Raw genomic sequence first — 15,392 nt, 5'->3', positions numbered from 1 at the left:
AAATGTGTATGGGTTTAATGATTTTACATCAAAAGAAGAGCTATATGAATTCCTTAAAAAAGATAATTTAGTCGGACTCGATAGTGAATATTCAAATTGGACAGATGCGTTAAGAAAACAGTTTAATGCAAAAGGTGTACATTTTAACAAATGGTGGGTGTGTACACCCACCACATGGATATGTCCCGTTTGTGGAAGGAAAAAAGTAGAACTATTAAAACTGAACAAGCATGGTGATTTATCTGGACAGCTTCATGAACATCATGACCATGTATCTGACTTGGCAAAAAAAAGATTTTCCTCGTTCCCACTCTCCTGAGTGGGAATGCAGACAACTAAACTCCATTTCAAATTGCCATATAATTTCATAGTACGATAATTCCGTATTACACTGCTCTCTAAAAATGGAGTTGATAATGCCGAGACAAAATAATCAAACTATTTTTCTTCTCTTTCCAAAAGTTATCATTTTTGATATAATCACATGAAATGGGAAATCGAATTTTTCAACGAAACAGTTGAAACCGATACGCTGTCCTTTCCTGCCAAGATTTTGGCAAAAATGCTTCGTATCTTCGAGATGATCGAAGAACACGGTCCCAATCTCGGAAAACCGTACACCGATGCTTTTGGTGAGGGACTTTTTGAAGTTAGGGCTAAAGGAGCGGAGGGGATAGGAAGAAGTTTCTTTTGTTACGCGAGTGGGAAAAAAATCATCATTCTCCACTCATTTGTGAAAAAGACCCAAAAAACACCCCAAAAAGAGATCGAAATCGCCATCAAGCGAAAAAAGGAGATTGAGCATGACGAATAGACCTTCTTTTGAAGCATTCAAAGAAAAAGCTCTGAAAAACGAAGAGGTTAAAGCCGAATATGAGGCATTAGAACCGATCTTTGCACTCAAAAAACAGATGATAAAAGCCCGTCTCGAAGCGAAACTCTCCCAAGAAGATGTTGCCAACCTGCTTCATACCAAAAAAAGTAACATTTCGAGATTAGAAAGCCCAAACAGTAAAAACATGCCCAATCTATCCACCTTGATGGAATACGCAAAAGCCGTCGGCTTCAACCTCGAAATCAATCTAACACGAAGCCCTTTGGCTTCGTAATAATTCCCCTTCCCTCACCCCACATTTCAAAATGCAATATAATTTCATTATAAAATAACTCAGCATTACAATAACCGATAAAAAGGGAGTTGATAATGCCGAAAACCTTTTTCCCTACTCAAACCATACTTTTGACATATCGTACCAAAAATGGTACAATCCTATGAGTAAAAAAATAAACGTCGTATTCTATCAAAGCCCAAGCGGCAACGAACCCGTGCGCGAATGGCTCAAATCATTAGAGCCGCATGATCGTCAGATCGTCGGCAATGATATTAAAACCGTCGAATACGGATGGCCTATCGGGATGCCCGTATCGCGCCCGCTCGGAAACAAACTCTACGAAGTGCGGAGCAATATTTCCGATAAGCGTATCGCATGGGTGATCTTTACGATACTAGACGATTGGATGGTACTGCTCCACGGGTTCATTAAAAAAAGCCAGCAAACCCCAAAAGAAGAGATAGATTTGGCGATCAAACGCCTAAAGGAGATACGATGAAACCACAGGGAATCGGAACCAATTTTGATGATTTTTTAGAAAAAGAAGGGATGCTCGCAGAAGCCGAAGCGGTAGCGATCAAACGGGTCATCGCTTACCAACTCGAAGAGACAATGAAAAAAGAGCATATTACTAAAACCGAAATGGCAAAACGGATGCATACCAGCCGCAGTGCGATTGATCGTCTACTCGATCCACTCAATACCTCAATCACCCTCGCAACCATCGAAAGTGCGGTCAGTGCAATGGGGAAACGATTACAGATTCAGATGGTGTAATCTTCACTTTTTTGCTAGTCGGGAACCATCTACTTTCATTAGAATACTTTATGTATACAGTTTCATACAGTCGCTTTTATGGAGAATTTGGTGAATCAGTGTTTAGTACATATATGTGAGAGATTTGAAAAAATTACCGATTTTCTCACACACAGGTCGCAGGAACAAGAGGAGATCGTGAGTAATCTTTTTCTTGATTTCCTTGATTGTTTCTCATCATTGCAATCAGAAAAGCTGGAATATCCAAAAGAGTTTCAAAAAGATGTGAGATACTATCTGCAAGGCGAACCGATTATGAAGAAACAATTTGAAGATATAGAATTTCGCTATTTAATGCTGAGTGATTTTTACGATTTTTGCAGATTGACGAAAAGGTATACAAAATTTTAAGCCTTTCCTTCCTTCAAAAAGACCTATTAATGGAAAAAACAATCATCGCTCTCATTGTACTCAGTGTCGCTATAGTGATATATAACTACTCTATCAAAACCTCCCGTCTGAAATATCTCGAAACCTACCGATTCCATCCCGCATTACGTAAAAAAGTTCTATCGTGCTATCCCCTTCTGTCACGCTCGGTTTCAGTGTATTAAATTTAAAAAAAAATCAACTTTTGACAGTAGGACTTTTGTCATGTCCTTATATTTAATAAAATTCAGGCAAAAAATAGATAGTAAATGGATAAAGAAGTTGAACCCTATCTCAATTTTCGGATGCGTCGATAGGTGGGTAGACAACCGGAAGCATCCGCTAATCAATAGGGAGAAACAACCATGCGTATAGCCAAAGATGACGTAGATGTGAGAATGCAGATTCCGGGTGCCGTGCTTCGTCAGCGAATGGATTTCGGGGACGCGACCGGCCTAGGTAAGATCAGTTGCGAATATTTTACTCTTTCTGCGGGTGTTGATACGATCCCTTTGTTTCAGGGGCTGCAAGGTAATTCCTGCCAGTCGCCTCACTGGGGATTCGTCTTGCGCGGTCAGCTCACCACAACAGACGACCTAGGCATTCAGGAGACAGTTTACGCGAATGACCTCTTCTACTGGCCCCCGGGCCACAACGTCAGGGTTGATGCAGATGCAGAGATCGTGATGTTCAGTCCTCAGCATGAGCATAGCATCGTTATTGACCATATGATCGAAAAGACCAAGAGGTAATCCGCGAAGCCGCGAAGCAGAAGAATGCAAGCGGCAGCTTCATAACAGAGAACAATAAGATGTCAGGAACACTCCATCTTCATTATGTACTCAAAGCACCGCCGGAAAAAATGGGGCAGGCTACTTTTTTGTTACCCTCTTCCCACTAAAATAACTCCACTTAGAATATCCATCGACAACCCCAAAGAAGTGCAGAAAAGACGATAACGATGAAACCTAAAAAAGGAAAATACTTATAGGTTTGAGTCAATCCATAAAGAGGTTTCCCATCAACAAAAATTCCCAACTGAATGGCTGTGACCATCAACGAGACCATGGTGGCAAATAGAAAGAGTAATGGCATAAACACATACCATGAAACATACAACCCACCGTATCTCAAAATGGCTAAAATAGCCAATCCAACCAACCAATGTTGAGCCAAAAGAATACGAGAGGTTTTTTCCTCTTTACGATGAACACGGGCAATTTTAAAATATAAAAATGCAAAAAAGAGAGCCAAATAAAAGAGCATAATATCGTCCAGAAATAATTTTTTAAATTATATCAAAGCTAAGATTAATTATCCGTAAATATAATGTTAATTATAAGAAAATAGACAGAAATAGAGTGGGAACGAAAAAAGCAAAAAAGAGGATGGACTACTTTTTATCCCTTATATTTTTGACAATTTCTCCATCCAATATTCTTCTTCTTTTTTGTTGTCCTCTTTTTTATATATTTTAATTAGTTCTTTTATTGATTCTTTGTGAGCAATATTTGCACATTTTATAAATAACTGTTTTGCAATACTAATGTCTTTTTGAATCCCTTCTCCATTATTGTACATAGCAGCCAAATCATATGTTGCATTTACATTACCTTGACTAGATGATTTTTCGAACCACTTTTTTGCATTTGTATAATCCCTATAAACACCATCACCTCTTAGAAACATTAATCCAAAAGTCCATTCAGCAATAGCATTACCTTGTAAAGCTGATTTTTCAATCCAATATCTTGCTTCAGGGAACTGTTTAGCTTCAAGATACTTATAACCTATCATTAGCTGTTCATTAGAATCTTGTATATCATTACGGATCATAGATCTAAATTTAAAATTTGTATCCTTTAAAGACAAAAGTAAATTTTTTGCTTTTTCATAGTTTCGATAATCATTGCGTGATTCTAAAAATTGTTGAGACAATACAATGATTTTATTCTCTTTTGCAAAAAATAAAACACCTCTAGTCGCATTGATTCTATGTTCATTAACTAAAACAGATGAACCTTTTGGAAAATCGTAAAAAACAAAATAAACATCATCGGATATTTTTTCTTTTTTTATTATTTGTACATTGTTCATAAATTTTTTAAATGTAATTAATACTTCCTCATCTAACTCTTCTAATCTTTGTGTTTGCGTTTTATTTAAATAGTTATCCCAAAAATCTATTCTAAACAGTTGTCCAACATCATCAAGAAACGTTACGTATCCCTGTGATTTATCATTTGGATTCATAAAGTCATTAATTCTATAGCCTGGCTCAACAAGTGATGGAACAGTAAATTCAAAATCTTTATCCGGTGGAGTGTATATACCACCTTTATATGTTCCTTGGATATCTATATGATTTCTGTATGAACCAATTAAACTTTCAAGAATGTCTGCATTCAAATGCCCAAAATTAAAAAATATAAATATAATTAAAAAACAAATTTTATATTTCACGCTTTACACCTCATCTAACAATCAAAATTAATATTGTTTATTATAAAATAAAAAAACATAAAAAGGTATAAAAAAATAATTAACGTTCTATTATCCTCAATGTCCACGTTATTCATGTTTCCGCTTGAGAAAATAGGCATGCATAGAGGGATTATGTGGTCAGGTATTCAATCTTCACTTTTTTATTACCCCTCTCTCACCCCACGTTTAAAATATTAGATAATTTCAATCTAACACAACACAGGATTACAATAACCGATAAAAAACATTGAGAGATATATACTTATTTCATTCCATTAAATTTTTCAACATTAATACATAATAATATTTTTTTTTGTTCTGATATAATAACATTTCTAGATATAAAACGGCATATAAAAGGCTCAACAGTGTCCACAAAATTTCTCCTTCTGTCGACGTTGACAACATTTCTTCTAGCCCAAAACAATCCAACCCTCTATTCTTTGTTAGGCAATAAACTCTACGATGCAAATTCTAAATTCGAAACCTTCGTTCATTATGAGATTCTAAAAGACAAAATATTCGCATACAGCGTTCAAAGCAAATCCTTACGCGAACAAGGCTTGTCTTTGGAATCAAAAGGGAATATTTCTGCCAATGAATACAATGAATACCTTTCATCACTGCGATTGCTTGAAAATAAGTATATCGGCATCGTCCATTTGTTACACCAGATGATGTTAAGCAGCATCAGAGAGAATGACTACGATACTTTTTTCAAAATCAACACCAGTGCCCCATCCGATTTTTTGCAATCGTATGTTCTAGAAAGTCAGGCTATAGCGTTTTATCAGAAAAATAAGCACAGGGGGAGGATTGCTTCTTTAGAGCGATTAATCTGTGACAAACAACTCGCCCAGCAAGCCGAATCGCTGCAGACACACGATGGAAAAGGAGTTTACGTGACAAAAAAACCGATCAAAAAATACGGTACCCAAATAGATCAGGAACATACCCTTGTAGGCGGTAGAGGAGGGTTGGAAATCACAGCCAATCAGACGGTAGCCCAGTCTTTCTTGATTGCCCAAAGCGGCAGGCTCATAGCATTCGATCTGATAGACATAAAACACCATCGGTGCACTCCCACGAAAAGCCTGCATGTCTCTTTAGTCACGATGGAAAACGGAAGATTGGGGCCGCATAGCTATTACACCCGGGAGTTGCATCCGAATGAAATTTCTCCCACAACGCGGTTGTATTTCGGACACTATGGGCCGATGGTCAAACCGGGAGAGCAATACGCCATCTATCTCAAGAGCGATGCGGAACCAGGGGGCTGCACGTATGCCTGGAGCGGCGACTATGAAACCTACCATGGCGGCAAAACGTTCATTAATGAAACGGAAAACATCCGGGACATGAAATTCAGATCGTATGTTCTAATCAATTGATTTTCGACGGTGCGGCAATGTATTACATTTGAATGGAGTTTAATGAGCGAGTATCCGTCACAAGAGCAAAAATTTATTCATAACTATATGGTGATCAGAGAAATGGAAGAGGCCGGAAGGCAAAAACGTGTTCTTGCCGAAGAGATGCGTCATAGCAAAGAAGTCTGGATCGACATTTATCCAAAATCCGGCGACAGTGCCACAGATCTGGCAGAGATTCAACGGCTCGGGCAGATCGCAGGAGAGATCAAAAAAATCAATGTAGGTCAGGTCGCGCCGATTTATGATTTCATTCACGAAAATGAAGTTTATTATGTTGTGACGGAACCGCCCAAGGGCCGCCCCTTCTCCCGATGGTCGAGATCCGATGAAAATACGCTAAAGGCAATTGCTACAGAAACAGTCCGTCTGTTCCAATGGCTTCAAAACCATAATTTCGGAATCAACCATCTGTCGCCTCACGAGGTCTATTTCACAGCGCAAACGCAAAGTGTACAGCTCCTTTTCAATGACGGATTGTGTATCCGAGCGTCCCGGGAAAGCCGAGAAAAAGAGATCAGAATAATCGGGGAGTTGTTCTATTTTTTGATCACCGGTGAGATGTGGATTGAGGGTAGCGATGTTGAGAAAAAGGTGGAAGAACTCGGTCCAAAAGGCTGGGGTGATTTGATCTCCAAAATGATATCCGACGAGGAAGGCAAACAAATTAAAAGACTAGAAGTGTTATTCCCTTTGATGAGAGCAAATGGAATGGAGGCCAAAAATATGGAGGCCAAGAACATGGAGGACCCTACGATGAAAATGCTCGCGCAGGAAGAGACTACCACCTACAAACAAACCGTTCGTCTCTTTTTTATCTTGCTAGGGACAGTGTTCTTTTACTTCGGATTTGTACAAACGAAGGGCGATAGATTGCAGGATATATCGACATTAGATGTGACACGTTTTCAAGTGATGGGTTATTTCGGGGCAGAAAACGCTCAACAGGCTTTAGGGGAAATCTACGAAAAAGGGTATGGAGTCGGGATCGATCTGCAGCAGTCGATGTATTGGTACAAAAAAGCGGCCCAAAGCGGAAATATTTTTGCCCAAATGAGTTTGGGACGTTTTTATGATCGGGGGATCGGCGTAGACTCAGATCAAAAACAAGCCTTATACTGGTTTACGTTGGCAGCTGCGAACGGTGATAAAACGGCACAGCGAAACATTGAGATCATACACGAGAACGAGCGCATCCTTTCTGCTCCATCAGATACTGAAGAGAGTGTGGAAACAAAGCCCGAAGTTGCCAGTCAGCCCCCCGTACCATCGGAAAATACTCCGAAAAAAGAAATGTCCATCGCACAGACGGAAAGATTCCAGCCAATCTTGGCAGCACCTTATGCCAATAAACCTGTCATAACGCAAGCACCCTACCGCGAGCCCAAAAAATCATCGCAAACGAATATTATGTGGCAGGATAATGAAGATGTTATTCGTGTGAAGCGCTCTTGGAACGGGGCAATGCATTACTGTGAAACACTTTATTTAAACGGCTATAGCGATTGGACTTTGCCCGACAAAGAACTATTATTCGATCTTTTCTTTGAACAAGCGGATTTACAATATGTCGCAAACGATTTGTACTGGACCTCATCAGAAGCTTCACATAATTCCGCATGGCGAATCTATTTTGACTATTCCGGTGGTAAAAATCGTCAAGGAAATATGTCAAGCAACTCTAAAAGTGACGAATGGTATATTCGGTGTTATCGAAAAATACAATAATATAAGTTTTTCTAAATAGTAAATTCAGATCATGCTATATGATGTATTGTCGACTATGTTTACAATGCAAATCTGCTTTTTATCATTAGAAATTAGTAAAATATTTAATAACTTCAAAAAGTAAAAACTCCCCCTCTTCCGAGTGGGAATGAAAGAAGCATGTGTCCAGACACACATGCCCTTTTCTTTGCTCCAACGTAATACTTTTCCATCACGTATACAATTATCCATTATTATTTCTTATCGAAAAAGATGTAGAATCAAGTATAAGTTTTGAGCTAAACGGAAAAGATTAACGTTAGTGCTTGAAGGAGAGCCAAATGGAACATGAAACAGCCCGAAGATATACTCGCATCGCCAAACTCTATGATCTGTTCCAGTGGCCTTTGGAACTATTGCATCTCTCCCATCTTCGGAGTGAGGTGATTGCAAAAGCGGAGGGAAAAATTCTTGAAGTGGGAGTCGGTACGGGGAAAAACCTCTCCTATTATCCCTACACTTCCGATTTGATCGGGATCGATTTCAGCAGTGGAATGCTCAACATAGCCAGACGAAAAGCGGCTCAAATAGGTCTAACTCATATAACTTTGATCGAAATGGACATCGAAGCGATGAGCTTTCCTGATAATACCTTCGATACGATCATCAGTACCTTTGTGTTCTGCACCGTTCCCCATCCCGACAAAGGGCTGCACGAACTCTACCGCGTCCTTAAACCCGGAGGCAAGGCGATCTTTCTCGAACACATGAAAAGCGATTCAAAAGGGCTTAATGCCATCCTTTGGGGGATGGAGAGATTTTCCAAACCGCTGCTGGGGACATCGATGCTCAGAGAAACCCAAAAAGGGATCGAAAATTCCGGTTTAAGGATTCTCTCATCCCAAAACAAAGTCTTTGATATACTCCGTCTGATTGTCGCAACTAAACCGTAGCCTGTGCGACCCCTTCCTCTGCCGCCTGCACCATTCGATGGAATAGTAATACAGCTTTTTTTTCAACTAATGCTTTCTTAATTGAAAATTAAAAGAAACACTTCCCGTCAAATCTTATTGACATCCTTTCTTTTGCCTCTGTACTATTAGGGATATCAGGATTGAACGTAAAGGGGCAGTTATGGCACACGAAGGTTTTCACGAAGATCCCACTAAACTCTCAGAATTTACAAAAGATTATCACCGCATTATCCAAAGTACCATGGAAGAGCTTGAAGCAATAGACTGGTACAACCAGCGTGCAGAAGCCGCAAATGACCCCTCAGCAAAAGCGATCATGGAACACAACAGGGATGAAGAGATCGAACACGCGTGCATGGGACTCGAATGGCTTAGACGCAATTCTCCTGTTTGGAATGAAATGATGCAAAAATTTATGTTCACAGAGGGTGATATCATCGTTCAGGAGTCCGGCAACACGGATCAAACCGTTCAGGGCAGTCCCGCAATCGTTGCAGCGCCAACGGGGACACTGAAAATCGGTAACAATAGCTAAGGAGTTGACCATGAAATTTTTAAATCGCGAAACGTCTCCGATTGCGGCGGCTGTATGGGCCCAAATTGACGGTGTATTCACCCCCCTGCTCAGCCAGCGGCTGAAACTGCGCAGCCTCGTCGGGTTTACCCCCGTCCCTTTTGAAACCGATGCCGTCGCAACGGGCAACCTGAAAACACTCACATCCTCGGAAGAACTGACGCTATCGGTCAGAAAACCCATTCCGATGGTGGAAATACGGTACGATTTCGATCTGCCCAAATCGATTGTCGAGGCGTTCAAGCGGGACAAACCCGATTTTGACGACTCGGTCTTCAAAAAAGTTTCCAATCGTTTCAGCGCGGTTGAGAATTCGCTGATTCTTGATGGGGTGAAAGAGGCGGATATCGAAGGGATTTTGAACAACATCCCGCGCAAACCCATCCATGCCAAACATACCAAGGGGCTGATCGATGCGGTCGCCTCGATGATCGCCGCTTTCGGAGCCGAATTTGTCGAAGGGCCCTACAAACTCGTCCTCTCCACCGCTACACTGATCAAAATGGTCGGAGAAAGCGAAGGGGGGGTCAGTGTTAAAAGCCGTTTGGAGACCCTTATCGGACCAAACTTTTTCGTTGTATGCGAAAATATCGGAGACGACAAAATTTTGGCCCTTTCGCAAAGAGGGGGAGATTTTATCCTTTATAACGGTCTGGATGTCAGCATCGGATTTGCCGAAGAAAAAGAAGAGAACTATACCCTCTTTATAAGTGAGAGCTGCACGTTCCGCATCATCAACCCCGAAGCGGCACTCCTGATCACCCTCTAGATACGGCCATGAAGATAGCCATAAGCGGAGCGGGAGGTTTTATCGGCACCCATTTGGTCTCTATGTTCAAAGAAAAAGGGTGGGAGGTATCGACTCTGCACACAGCCGACTTTGATCTTGATGAGACGGCTTTTGGCAAAAAGCTCTTGGGCGCGGATGTCGTTATCCATCTTGCCGGGGCTTCCATCAGTAAACGGTGGAGCGAAAACTACAAAAAAGTGCTCTACGCAAGCCGTGTCGATACGGCTAAAAAGATTGTCACCGCAATGGCGAAGATGGAACAAAAGCCGCAACTCTTTATCTGCACCTCGGCTGTGGGGATCTATGCGGAGAGCGGCAAGTACGACGAAGAGCACGCCCTCTACGCGAACGATTTTCTGGGACAGCTGGTCAAAGCGTGGGAAAGTGCCGCTCTCGAGAGCAAAGAGCTCGGTATCCGAACGATCATCTTCCGCTACGGGATTGTCCTCGGTCACGGCGGGGGGATACTCAAAGAGATGCTGCTCCCTTTCAAACTCGGACTGGGAGGGACAATCGGCGACGGAAAACAGAGTTTTAGCTGGGTACATATCAATGATCTGATGCGAGCCTATCTCTTTGTCATAGAACACCCCGAGATGAAAGGGGTCTACAACCTAATGGCTCCGAACCCGACCACCAACTACGGCCTGACCAAAGCGCTCGGCTCAGCTCTCCACCGCCCTACCCTCTTTGCAATCCCGAAATTCCTGTTACAGCTGCGCTTCGGTTCCGAAGCCGCCGAAGCAATTTCGAGCGGACAGTACGTCACGTCCAAACGTCTTCCCGAAGCGGGATTTGAGTTTGAGTTCAAAACCATCGAAGCGGCACTCAACAACCTCTACGGCTAAATATCAGGAGGAGATCATGTGGAATAAAGTATGGTATAGGACAGCGTGGCTGATTGCGGGCATCGATCTCTTTCTCATTTCACTCTTTCCCGCCCATGCGGACGAACTCTCCGAAAAACTCAATACACTCAAACTGCCGAGCGGGTTTCAGATCGGCCTATACGCCCGTGACGTCGAGGGGGCCCGTTCCCTCGTTCTTGGCGAGCGGGGGACTCTCTTCGTCGGTACACGTGCTGAGGGGAAGGTATACGCTCTTCAGGACATCGACGGCGACTTTCGCGCCGACCGGCGCTACGTCATCGCCAGCGGGCTTAACAGCCCAAACGGTGTCGCTTTCCGAAACGGCGCACTGTACGTCGCCGAAATCAACCGTATCCTCCGCTTTGATGCCATCGAAAGCCGCCTCGCCAATCCGCCCAATCCGGTGGTCGTCAACGACTCCTTTCCCACAAACCCTCACCACGGCTGGAAATTTATCCGTTTCGGCCCTGACGGATACCTCTACGTCCCGATAGGCGCACCCTGCAACGTCTGTGATTCAAACGATCCGCGCTATGGCTCCATTATGCGGATGCGACCCGATGGAACGGGACTCGAAATTTTTGCACGGGGTGTCCGAAACAGCGTGGGCTTCGACTGGCACCCCCAAAGCGGCACCCTCTTCTTCACCGACAACGGCCGTGACTGGATGGGAAATAATGCGCCGAGCGATGAACTGAACTCGGCACCGAAAAAAGGGATGCACTTCGGCTTTCCCTACTGCCATGCCAAAAACCTCTCCGATTCCAAATTTAACAAAGGGAAAAAGTGTGCAGATTTTATCCCACCGCTCAGGGAACTCGACCCTCACGTTGCCGCACTGGGGATCCGTTTTTACACAGGCAGCCAGTTTCCGCAGGAATACCGGAATCAGATATTCATCGCCGAACACGGTTCATGGAACCGTATCCCCCCGCTGGGTTACCGTATCACTCTTGTCCGTTTTGCCAAAGGGTTTCCCCCATCCTACACCATCTTTGCACAGGGGTGGCTCGAAGGGATCACTTCGTGGGGAAGACCTGTCGATCTGCTGATCCTGCCCGATGGTTCTCTGCTCGTATCGGATGACAAGGCAAATGCCATCTACCGTATCTCGTACCACAACGATAGGTTATAATGTTACACGACAGCCCAAGGTAAAAGAGAGACATGAACAAATTAATTATTTTTATCTATGGAATACTAGCCTACAGCGTTGCACTGATTGCACAGGTATGGTTCATTTTCTATATCGGTGAGTGGGAATTTATGGAGAGAACCATTAGCACGCAATATCCGATGCCATTCATTACCGCTTTTAGTATTAACCTCCTTTTAGTCTTGATATTTGCTCTGCAGCATTCACTCATGGCCCGTTCATTCTTCAAAAAATATCTAACCAAAATTATTCCACAAGCGGCAGAACGAAGTACCTATGTCCTTTTTTCAGGATTGGCCTTGGGCTTGATATGTTTGTACTGGCAGCCGTTAGAGGGATTTTTATGGCAAGTGGATAATGAAACAGGAAAAGCCTTATTAACAGCCGGATATCTGTTCGGCTGGATCTTTTCGCTCTTTTCTACTTTTATCATTAACCATTTTGAACTGTTCGGGCTGCAGCAAATTTATTTAAATCTACTCAATAAACCTACCCCGCCCGCTGATTTTAAAGAAAAATTGTTTTACAAATTTGTACGCCATCCGATCCAGCTGGGAGTGCTGATCGGACTATGGCTGACACCGGCTATGTCCTATTCGCATTTGATGCTCTCACTCACGCTTACCCTTTATATTTTTATCGGTCTTAAGTATGAAGAGAGGGATTTAGTTGCAACGATGGGGAAGACCTATAAGGAGTATCAAAAACGGGTGCGGATGATGCTCCCGTTTCCGAAATAAGATAAGGAAAAAAAACCTAATTATAAAGTTTCAACGTCTTACCGACACTCACATGCCCTTCTCTTTGCTCTATCGTAATACTCTCGCGCCACGGTTGCGGGTTTATCTCAGGAGACATCAACCCCCTCTTCTTATGTTCACGGATCACGTAGCGATCGCTTAGGACAAAGTAATCATTGTACTCTGCGATGTAGGGCATATCCCAAATGATACAATCCTCCGTAGGACAGACATCGGCACACTTCGGAACTGCGGCATCAACACACTCAATACATTTATCAGGTTTCACATAGGTGTATTCACCCTTACTGAGCGGCGACTCATCGGCACTGACAATCGCAGTCGCTGGACACTCTTCTATACAGGCGTCACAATTTATACAAGAGTCGGTAATAATAACAGCCATCAATTGCTCCTTATGTTTATACTATCATATTGTGCTAAATATGCAATATATGTTCAATCAACAAACTATAGATTTATGGTGTTTAAGAATACTGAATATGATTTTTTTATTATTAAATTTTGCTATAATCAATACCCTTGAAAAATCCGACGGAAGGATAAACAGCAATGAACCCTATATTTAACCGTCATGGGCGAACAATCGGATGGCTTTATAATGGTGTCATCTATGACCGTAAAAATTGCTACAGAGCGTTCATACGTGACGGTAATATCTTCACCTACGACGCCCAACATCTTGGTATCATTTATAAAGGAATCTTTCGTGACAAAAGAGGACAGTGCATAGCATACATGGATGAAGCCTCTGACGATCCGATGCTTCCCATCCCGGAGATCACACCTGCTCCGCCGATACTCATCATCCCATCGGCTACACCGATCCCTCCTATACCGCCTCAAGTTTCCCCTGCTTCCTATCAATGGAATCCATTGAAGTGGGAAACATTTTTAGACGGATAAAAGACGAGATTTCGCTACTCGAAATCTCTATAGCAGTTTATGCATCTCTAACATAAACGGCCATTCAAAAAAGCTCAAACGACGATTTTATGGGGCCTGATGACAACATAAAATCTCAATATTTTCTCCATCCCATACCGTACATAACCGGTATTCGTCTGCAAGCCTTTTGATATGCATCGCTTCTTCTATCCCCTCGGGTATAAGTGCGGTGGCGGCAAGAAAAATTTTATGCCCTTCAAGTTCCAAGAGTTCATGATATTTCAATTCCATTCTCGACAACTCGTTATAGAGATTTCTAACCACAGCATCCTCCATATCTTTTAGTTTTACTATTGTATAATATTTTAGATAGTTTTTTTACATTTTATTGCAATATTATATTTATAAATAGAAATAAACTTCATTTTATACCCACTGCTTCAAATCAACCATGCATTTTATTCTGAAAAAAATCAAAAGGGGGAGAATTTCATAATAAAGGGGGTAAAGAATATCGTTTAATTGCCGATTTAGATTATCCAATAATTTAAGTGAGCCGTATCAATGAAAACAACCAAACTTTTTTCTCGATTTATGACACTTTTTCTTCTTCTGCTTTTTGGATTCGCACTAGGTGCCAAATCAGCAGGATTGGAAAGTTCTCAATTTGCCGTGCTTATGAGTGTGATAGCAGTAATCTCCTTCGTACATTTTAAAATGATCCGTAAAAAGTTTGCTTGATATCAAAGGGCTAACCCCTTTTCTTATTGCGTGAGCGCGTAATCGGATTCGCAATATATATTATTGTCAGGATCTCGATGGATAATATGGTTGGCTTCTAACAAGCGTTCGCAAACACCCTCAATCGTTTCCCCTTTTTTTAAAATGATGAGACTCCCTTTCAAATCATACTCTTGATAAAGATTCACCAGTTTATCCAAAGCACGTCGAGCACCCACATGATCCACAAAGGTAAACAACACGGAGATGTAATGTTCATTCACTTTTTTGATAATATCGCTTTGTCGCACGCTGTCCATCAAATGCACTTTGTCAATATCATAATCATCACAGGCAACCAAAGCAAGATTCGCTTCAACGTTGTAGCGTTCAAGCGTGTAGAGAGCCATTTTGATGTCCTGTTCAAACGCGAGTTTTAAATCAAATAAGTTCAACTCTTTCATGCGATCCCTTGTATCTCAGCTATAAATGTTTTAATTCACTTGGTCTGATATTTTATCTAAAATCCCTAACGAGATACCACATCTTCATATTTTTAGCAAAAATCACTACAATACGCTAACTGATAATACGATACCAAGGATACACCATCAAACCACCTGTCAATAGAAAGCCTGCACCAAAACGAGATTTTAAAAATCCTCCCAAAAACTTTGCACGCAAAGCACCGCCCAAAAAAGAGAACATCGAAACGACCCAAAAAAACGAGATCAAAACGATG

Annotated in this window: 23 protein-coding genes; 17 read left to right on the top strand and 6 right to left on the bottom strand. The window is 41.9% G+C overall.

The window, feature by feature from the left end:
* Positions 1-4 precede the first annotated feature (4 nt).
* From B649_RS04670 to B649_RS04640, 7 genes are all read left to right on the top strand, one after another.
* The gene (locus tag B649_RS04670) at positions 5-319 is read left to right on the top strand and encodes a hypothetical protein (RefSeq protein ID WP_015653358.1); all 315 of its coding nucleotides are present in this window, start codon (positions 5-7) and stop codon (positions 317-319) included.
* A 165-nt stretch (positions 320-484) separates the two neighbouring features.
* On the top strand, positions 485-814 hold the full coding sequence (locus B649_RS04665) for a type II toxin-antitoxin system RelE/ParE family toxin (protein WP_015653357.1): 330 nt from the start codon (positions 485-487) through the stop codon (positions 812-814).
* Positions 804-1,109: a helix-turn-helix transcriptional regulator gene (locus B649_RS04660; protein ID WP_015653356.1), complete on the top strand. Its 306-nt coding sequence runs from the start codon at positions 804-806 to the stop codon at positions 1,107-1,109. The genes B649_RS04665 and B649_RS04660 overlap by 11 nt, the downstream gene beginning before the upstream one ends.
* 163 nt (positions 1,110-1,272) lie before the next feature.
* Complete coding sequence (locus tag B649_RS04655; RefSeq protein ID WP_015653355.1) at positions 1,273-1,611, top strand: type II toxin-antitoxin system RelE/ParE family toxin; 339 nt, start codon at positions 1,273-1,275, stop codon at positions 1,609-1,611.
* Entirely contained in the window at positions 1,608-1,889 is a 282-nt protein-coding gene (locus B649_RS04650; protein ID WP_015653354.1) for an XRE family transcriptional regulator, read from the top strand. Before B649_RS04655 ends, B649_RS04650 begins: the two co-directional genes overlap by 4 nt.
* 419 nt (positions 1,890-2,308) lie before the next feature.
* Positions 2,309-2,482 (top strand): hypothetical protein, encoded by a 174-nt coding sequence (locus B649_RS12485; protein ID WP_291750943.1) that lies wholly within the window; start codon positions 2,309-2,311, stop codon positions 2,480-2,482.
* A gap of 180 nt (positions 2,483-2,662) precedes the next feature.
* On the top strand, positions 2,663-3,049 hold the full coding sequence (locus B649_RS04640) for a hypothetical protein (RefSeq protein WP_015653352.1): 387 nt from the start codon (positions 2,663-2,665) through the stop codon (positions 3,047-3,049).
* A 160-nt stretch (positions 3,050-3,209) separates the two neighbouring features.
* Here B649_RS04640 and B649_RS04635 read toward each other — a convergent pair whose 3' ends face one another.
* Entirely contained in the window at positions 3,210-3,563 is a 354-nt protein-coding gene (locus B649_RS04635) for a hypothetical protein (protein ID WP_015653351.1), read from the bottom strand.
* Between the two features lie 141 nt (positions 3,564-3,704).
* Positions 3,705-4,760, bottom strand: a complete 1,056-nt coding sequence (locus B649_RS12130; RefSeq protein WP_015653350.1) for a tetratricopeptide repeat protein — start codon at positions 4,758-4,760, stop codon at positions 3,705-3,707.
* Positions 4,761-5,149: 389 nt separating this feature from the next.
* Here B649_RS12130 and B649_RS04625 point away from each other — a divergent pair, with 389 nt between their 5' ends.
* The 8 genes from B649_RS04625 (at position 5,150) to B649_RS04590 (ending at position 13,021) form a co-directional block, all read left to right on the top strand.
* Positions 5,150-6,172, top strand: a complete 1,023-nt coding sequence (locus tag B649_RS04625; protein WP_015653349.1) for a hypothetical protein — start codon at positions 5,150-5,152, stop codon at positions 6,170-6,172.
* 42 nt (positions 6,173-6,214) lie between these two features.
* Positions 6,215-7,939, top strand: a complete 1,725-nt coding sequence (locus B649_RS12125) for a tetratricopeptide repeat protein (protein WP_015653348.1) — start codon at positions 6,215-6,217, stop codon at positions 7,937-7,939.
* Positions 7,940-8,259: 320 nt separating this feature from the next.
* Positions 8,260-8,871, top strand: coding sequence for a class I SAM-dependent methyltransferase (locus tag B649_RS04615; protein ID WP_015653347.1), 612 nt, complete (start codon positions 8,260-8,262; stop codon positions 8,869-8,871).
* Positions 8,872-9,052: 181 nt separating this feature from the next.
* A complete protein-coding gene (locus B649_RS04610) occupies positions 9,053-9,427 on the top strand; it encodes a ferritin-like domain-containing protein (RefSeq protein ID WP_015653346.1) in 375 nt (124 codons plus the stop codon).
* 10 nt (positions 9,428-9,437) lie between these two features.
* Positions 9,438-10,235 carry a family 1 encapsulin nanocompartment shell protein gene (locus B649_RS04605; protein ID WP_015653345.1) on the top strand — a complete coding sequence of 266 codons (798 nt, stop codon included), beginning with the start codon at positions 9,438-9,440 and terminating at the stop codon, positions 10,233-10,235.
* A gap of 8 nt (positions 10,236-10,243) precedes the next feature.
* Positions 10,244-11,104 (top strand): TIGR01777 family oxidoreductase, encoded by an 861-nt coding sequence (locus B649_RS04600; protein WP_015653344.1) that lies wholly within the window; start codon positions 10,244-10,246, stop codon positions 11,102-11,104.
* On the top strand, positions 11,058-12,260 hold the full coding sequence (locus B649_RS04595) for a sorbosone dehydrogenase family protein (RefSeq protein ID WP_291750942.1): 1,203 nt from the start codon (positions 11,058-11,060) through the stop codon (positions 12,258-12,260). The genes B649_RS04600 and B649_RS04595 overlap by 47 nt, the downstream gene beginning before the upstream one ends.
* Positions 12,261-12,292: 32 nt before the next feature.
* On the top strand, positions 12,293-13,021 hold the full coding sequence (locus B649_RS04590) for an NnrU family protein (protein ID WP_015653342.1): 729 nt from the start codon (positions 12,293-12,295) through the stop codon (positions 13,019-13,021).
* Between the two features lie 16 nt (positions 13,022-13,037).
* Here the strand turns inward: B649_RS04590 and B649_RS04585 are convergent, their stop codons facing one another.
* Complete coding sequence (locus tag B649_RS04585) at positions 13,038-13,427, bottom strand: 4Fe-4S dicluster domain-containing protein (RefSeq protein ID WP_015653341.1); 390 nt, start codon at positions 13,425-13,427, stop codon at positions 13,038-13,040.
* A 167-nt stretch (positions 13,428-13,594) separates the two neighbouring features.
* Here B649_RS04585 and B649_RS04580 point away from each other — a divergent pair, with 167 nt between their 5' ends.
* On the top strand, positions 13,595-13,948 hold the full coding sequence (locus B649_RS04580; RefSeq protein ID WP_015653340.1) for a 4-fold beta flower protein: 354 nt from the start codon (positions 13,595-13,597) through the stop codon (positions 13,946-13,948).
* Between the two features lie 87 nt (positions 13,949-14,035).
* Here the strand turns inward: B649_RS04580 and B649_RS04575 are convergent, their stop codons facing one another.
* Entirely contained in the window at positions 14,036-14,221 is a 186-nt protein-coding gene (locus B649_RS04575; protein WP_015653339.1) for a hypothetical protein, read from the bottom strand.
* A gap of 273 nt (positions 14,222-14,494) precedes the next feature.
* Between B649_RS04575 and B649_RS12480 the strand changes: the two genes are divergently transcribed.
* Positions 14,495-14,671, top strand: a complete 177-nt coding sequence (locus B649_RS12480; RefSeq protein ID WP_015653338.1) for a hypothetical protein — start codon at positions 14,495-14,497, stop codon at positions 14,669-14,671.
* A 23-nt stretch (positions 14,672-14,694) separates the two neighbouring features.
* Here the strand turns inward: B649_RS12480 and B649_RS04570 are convergent, their stop codons facing one another.
* Both B649_RS04570 and B649_RS12475 read right to left on the bottom strand, forming a co-directional pair.
* Positions 14,695-15,114, bottom strand: coding sequence for a hypothetical protein (locus B649_RS04570; protein ID WP_015653337.1), 420 nt, complete (start codon positions 15,112-15,114; stop codon positions 14,695-14,697).
* A gap of 115 nt (positions 15,115-15,229) precedes the next feature.
* The gene (locus tag B649_RS12475) at positions 15,230-15,385 is read right to left on the bottom strand and encodes a hypothetical protein (protein ID WP_291750941.1); all 156 of its coding nucleotides are present in this window, start codon (positions 15,383-15,385) and stop codon (positions 15,230-15,232) included.
* Between the last annotated feature and the right edge of the window lie 7 nt (positions 15,386-15,392).

The organism is Candidatus Sulfuricurvum sp. RIFRC-1 (genome assembly GCF_000310245.1).
Taxonomy (GTDB): Bacteria; Campylobacterota; Campylobacteria; order Campylobacterales; family Sulfurimonadaceae; genus Sulfuricurvum.
The sequence above is the reverse complement of the archived record's forward strand: the minus strand, read 5'-3'. Positions and strand labels throughout refer to the sequence as shown.

What these genes read in the sequence shown, in the direction of transcription:
- B649_RS12485 (WP_291750943.1), top strand. Translation starts at nt 2,309, where the DNA reads ATGGAAAAAACAATCATCGCTCTCATTGTACTCAGTGTCGCTATAGTG.
- B649_RS04610 (WP_015653346.1), top strand. Translation starts at nt 9,053, where the DNA reads ATGGCACACGAAGGTTTTCACGAAGATCCCACTAAACTCTCAGAATTT.
- B649_RS04600 (WP_015653344.1), top strand. Translation starts at nt 10,244, where the DNA reads ATGAAGATAGCCATAAGCGGAGCGGGAGGTTTTATCGGCACCCATTTG.
- B649_RS04590 (WP_015653342.1), top strand. Translation starts at nt 12,293, where the DNA reads ATGAACAAATTAATTATTTTTATCTATGGAATACTAGCCTACAGCGTT.
- B649_RS04665 (WP_015653357.1), top strand. Translation starts at nt 485, where the DNA reads ATGAAATGGGAAATCGAATTTTTCAACGAAACAGTTGAAACCGATACG.
- B649_RS04615 (WP_015653347.1), top strand. Translation starts at nt 8,260, where the DNA reads ATGGAACATGAAACAGCCCGAAGATATACTCGCATCGCCAAACTCTAT.
- B649_RS04605 (WP_015653345.1), top strand. Translation starts at nt 9,438, where the DNA reads ATGAAATTTTTAAATCGCGAAACGTCTCCGATTGCGGCGGCTGTATGG.
- B649_RS12125 (WP_015653348.1), top strand. Translation starts at nt 6,215, where the DNA reads ATGAGCGAGTATCCGTCACAAGAGCAAAAATTTATTCATAACTATATG.
- B649_RS04655 (WP_015653355.1), top strand. Translation starts at nt 1,273, where the DNA reads ATGAGTAAAAAAATAAACGTCGTATTCTATCAAAGCCCAAGCGGCAAC.
- B649_RS04635 (WP_015653351.1), bottom strand. Translation starts at nt 3,563, where the DNA reads ATGCTCTTTTATTTGGCTCTCTTTTTTGCATTTTTATATTTTAAAATT.
- B649_RS04660 (WP_015653356.1), top strand. Translation starts at nt 804, where the DNA reads ATGACGAATAGACCTTCTTTTGAAGCATTCAAAGAAAAAGCTCTGAAA.
- B649_RS04575 (WP_015653339.1), bottom strand. Translation starts at nt 14,221, where the DNA reads ATGGAATTGAAATATCATGAACTCTTGGAACTTGAAGGGCATAAAATT.
- B649_RS04580 (WP_015653340.1), top strand. Translation starts at nt 13,595, where the DNA reads ATGAACCCTATATTTAACCGTCATGGGCGAACAATCGGATGGCTTTAT.
- B649_RS04570 (WP_015653337.1), bottom strand. Translation starts at nt 15,114, where the DNA reads ATGAAAGAGTTGAACTTATTTGATTTAAAACTCGCGTTTGAACAGGAC.
- B649_RS04585 (WP_015653341.1), bottom strand. Translation starts at nt 13,427, where the DNA reads ATGGCTGTTATTATTACCGACTCTTGTATAAATTGTGACGCCTGTATA.
- B649_RS12480 (WP_015653338.1), top strand. Translation starts at nt 14,495, where the DNA reads ATGAAAACAACCAAACTTTTTTCTCGATTTATGACACTTTTTCTTCTT.
- B649_RS04640 (WP_015653352.1), top strand. Translation starts at nt 2,663, where the DNA reads ATGCGTATAGCCAAAGATGACGTAGATGTGAGAATGCAGATTCCGGGT.
- B649_RS04650 (WP_015653354.1), top strand. Translation starts at nt 1,608, where the DNA reads ATGAAACCACAGGGAATCGGAACCAATTTTGATGATTTTTTAGAAAAA.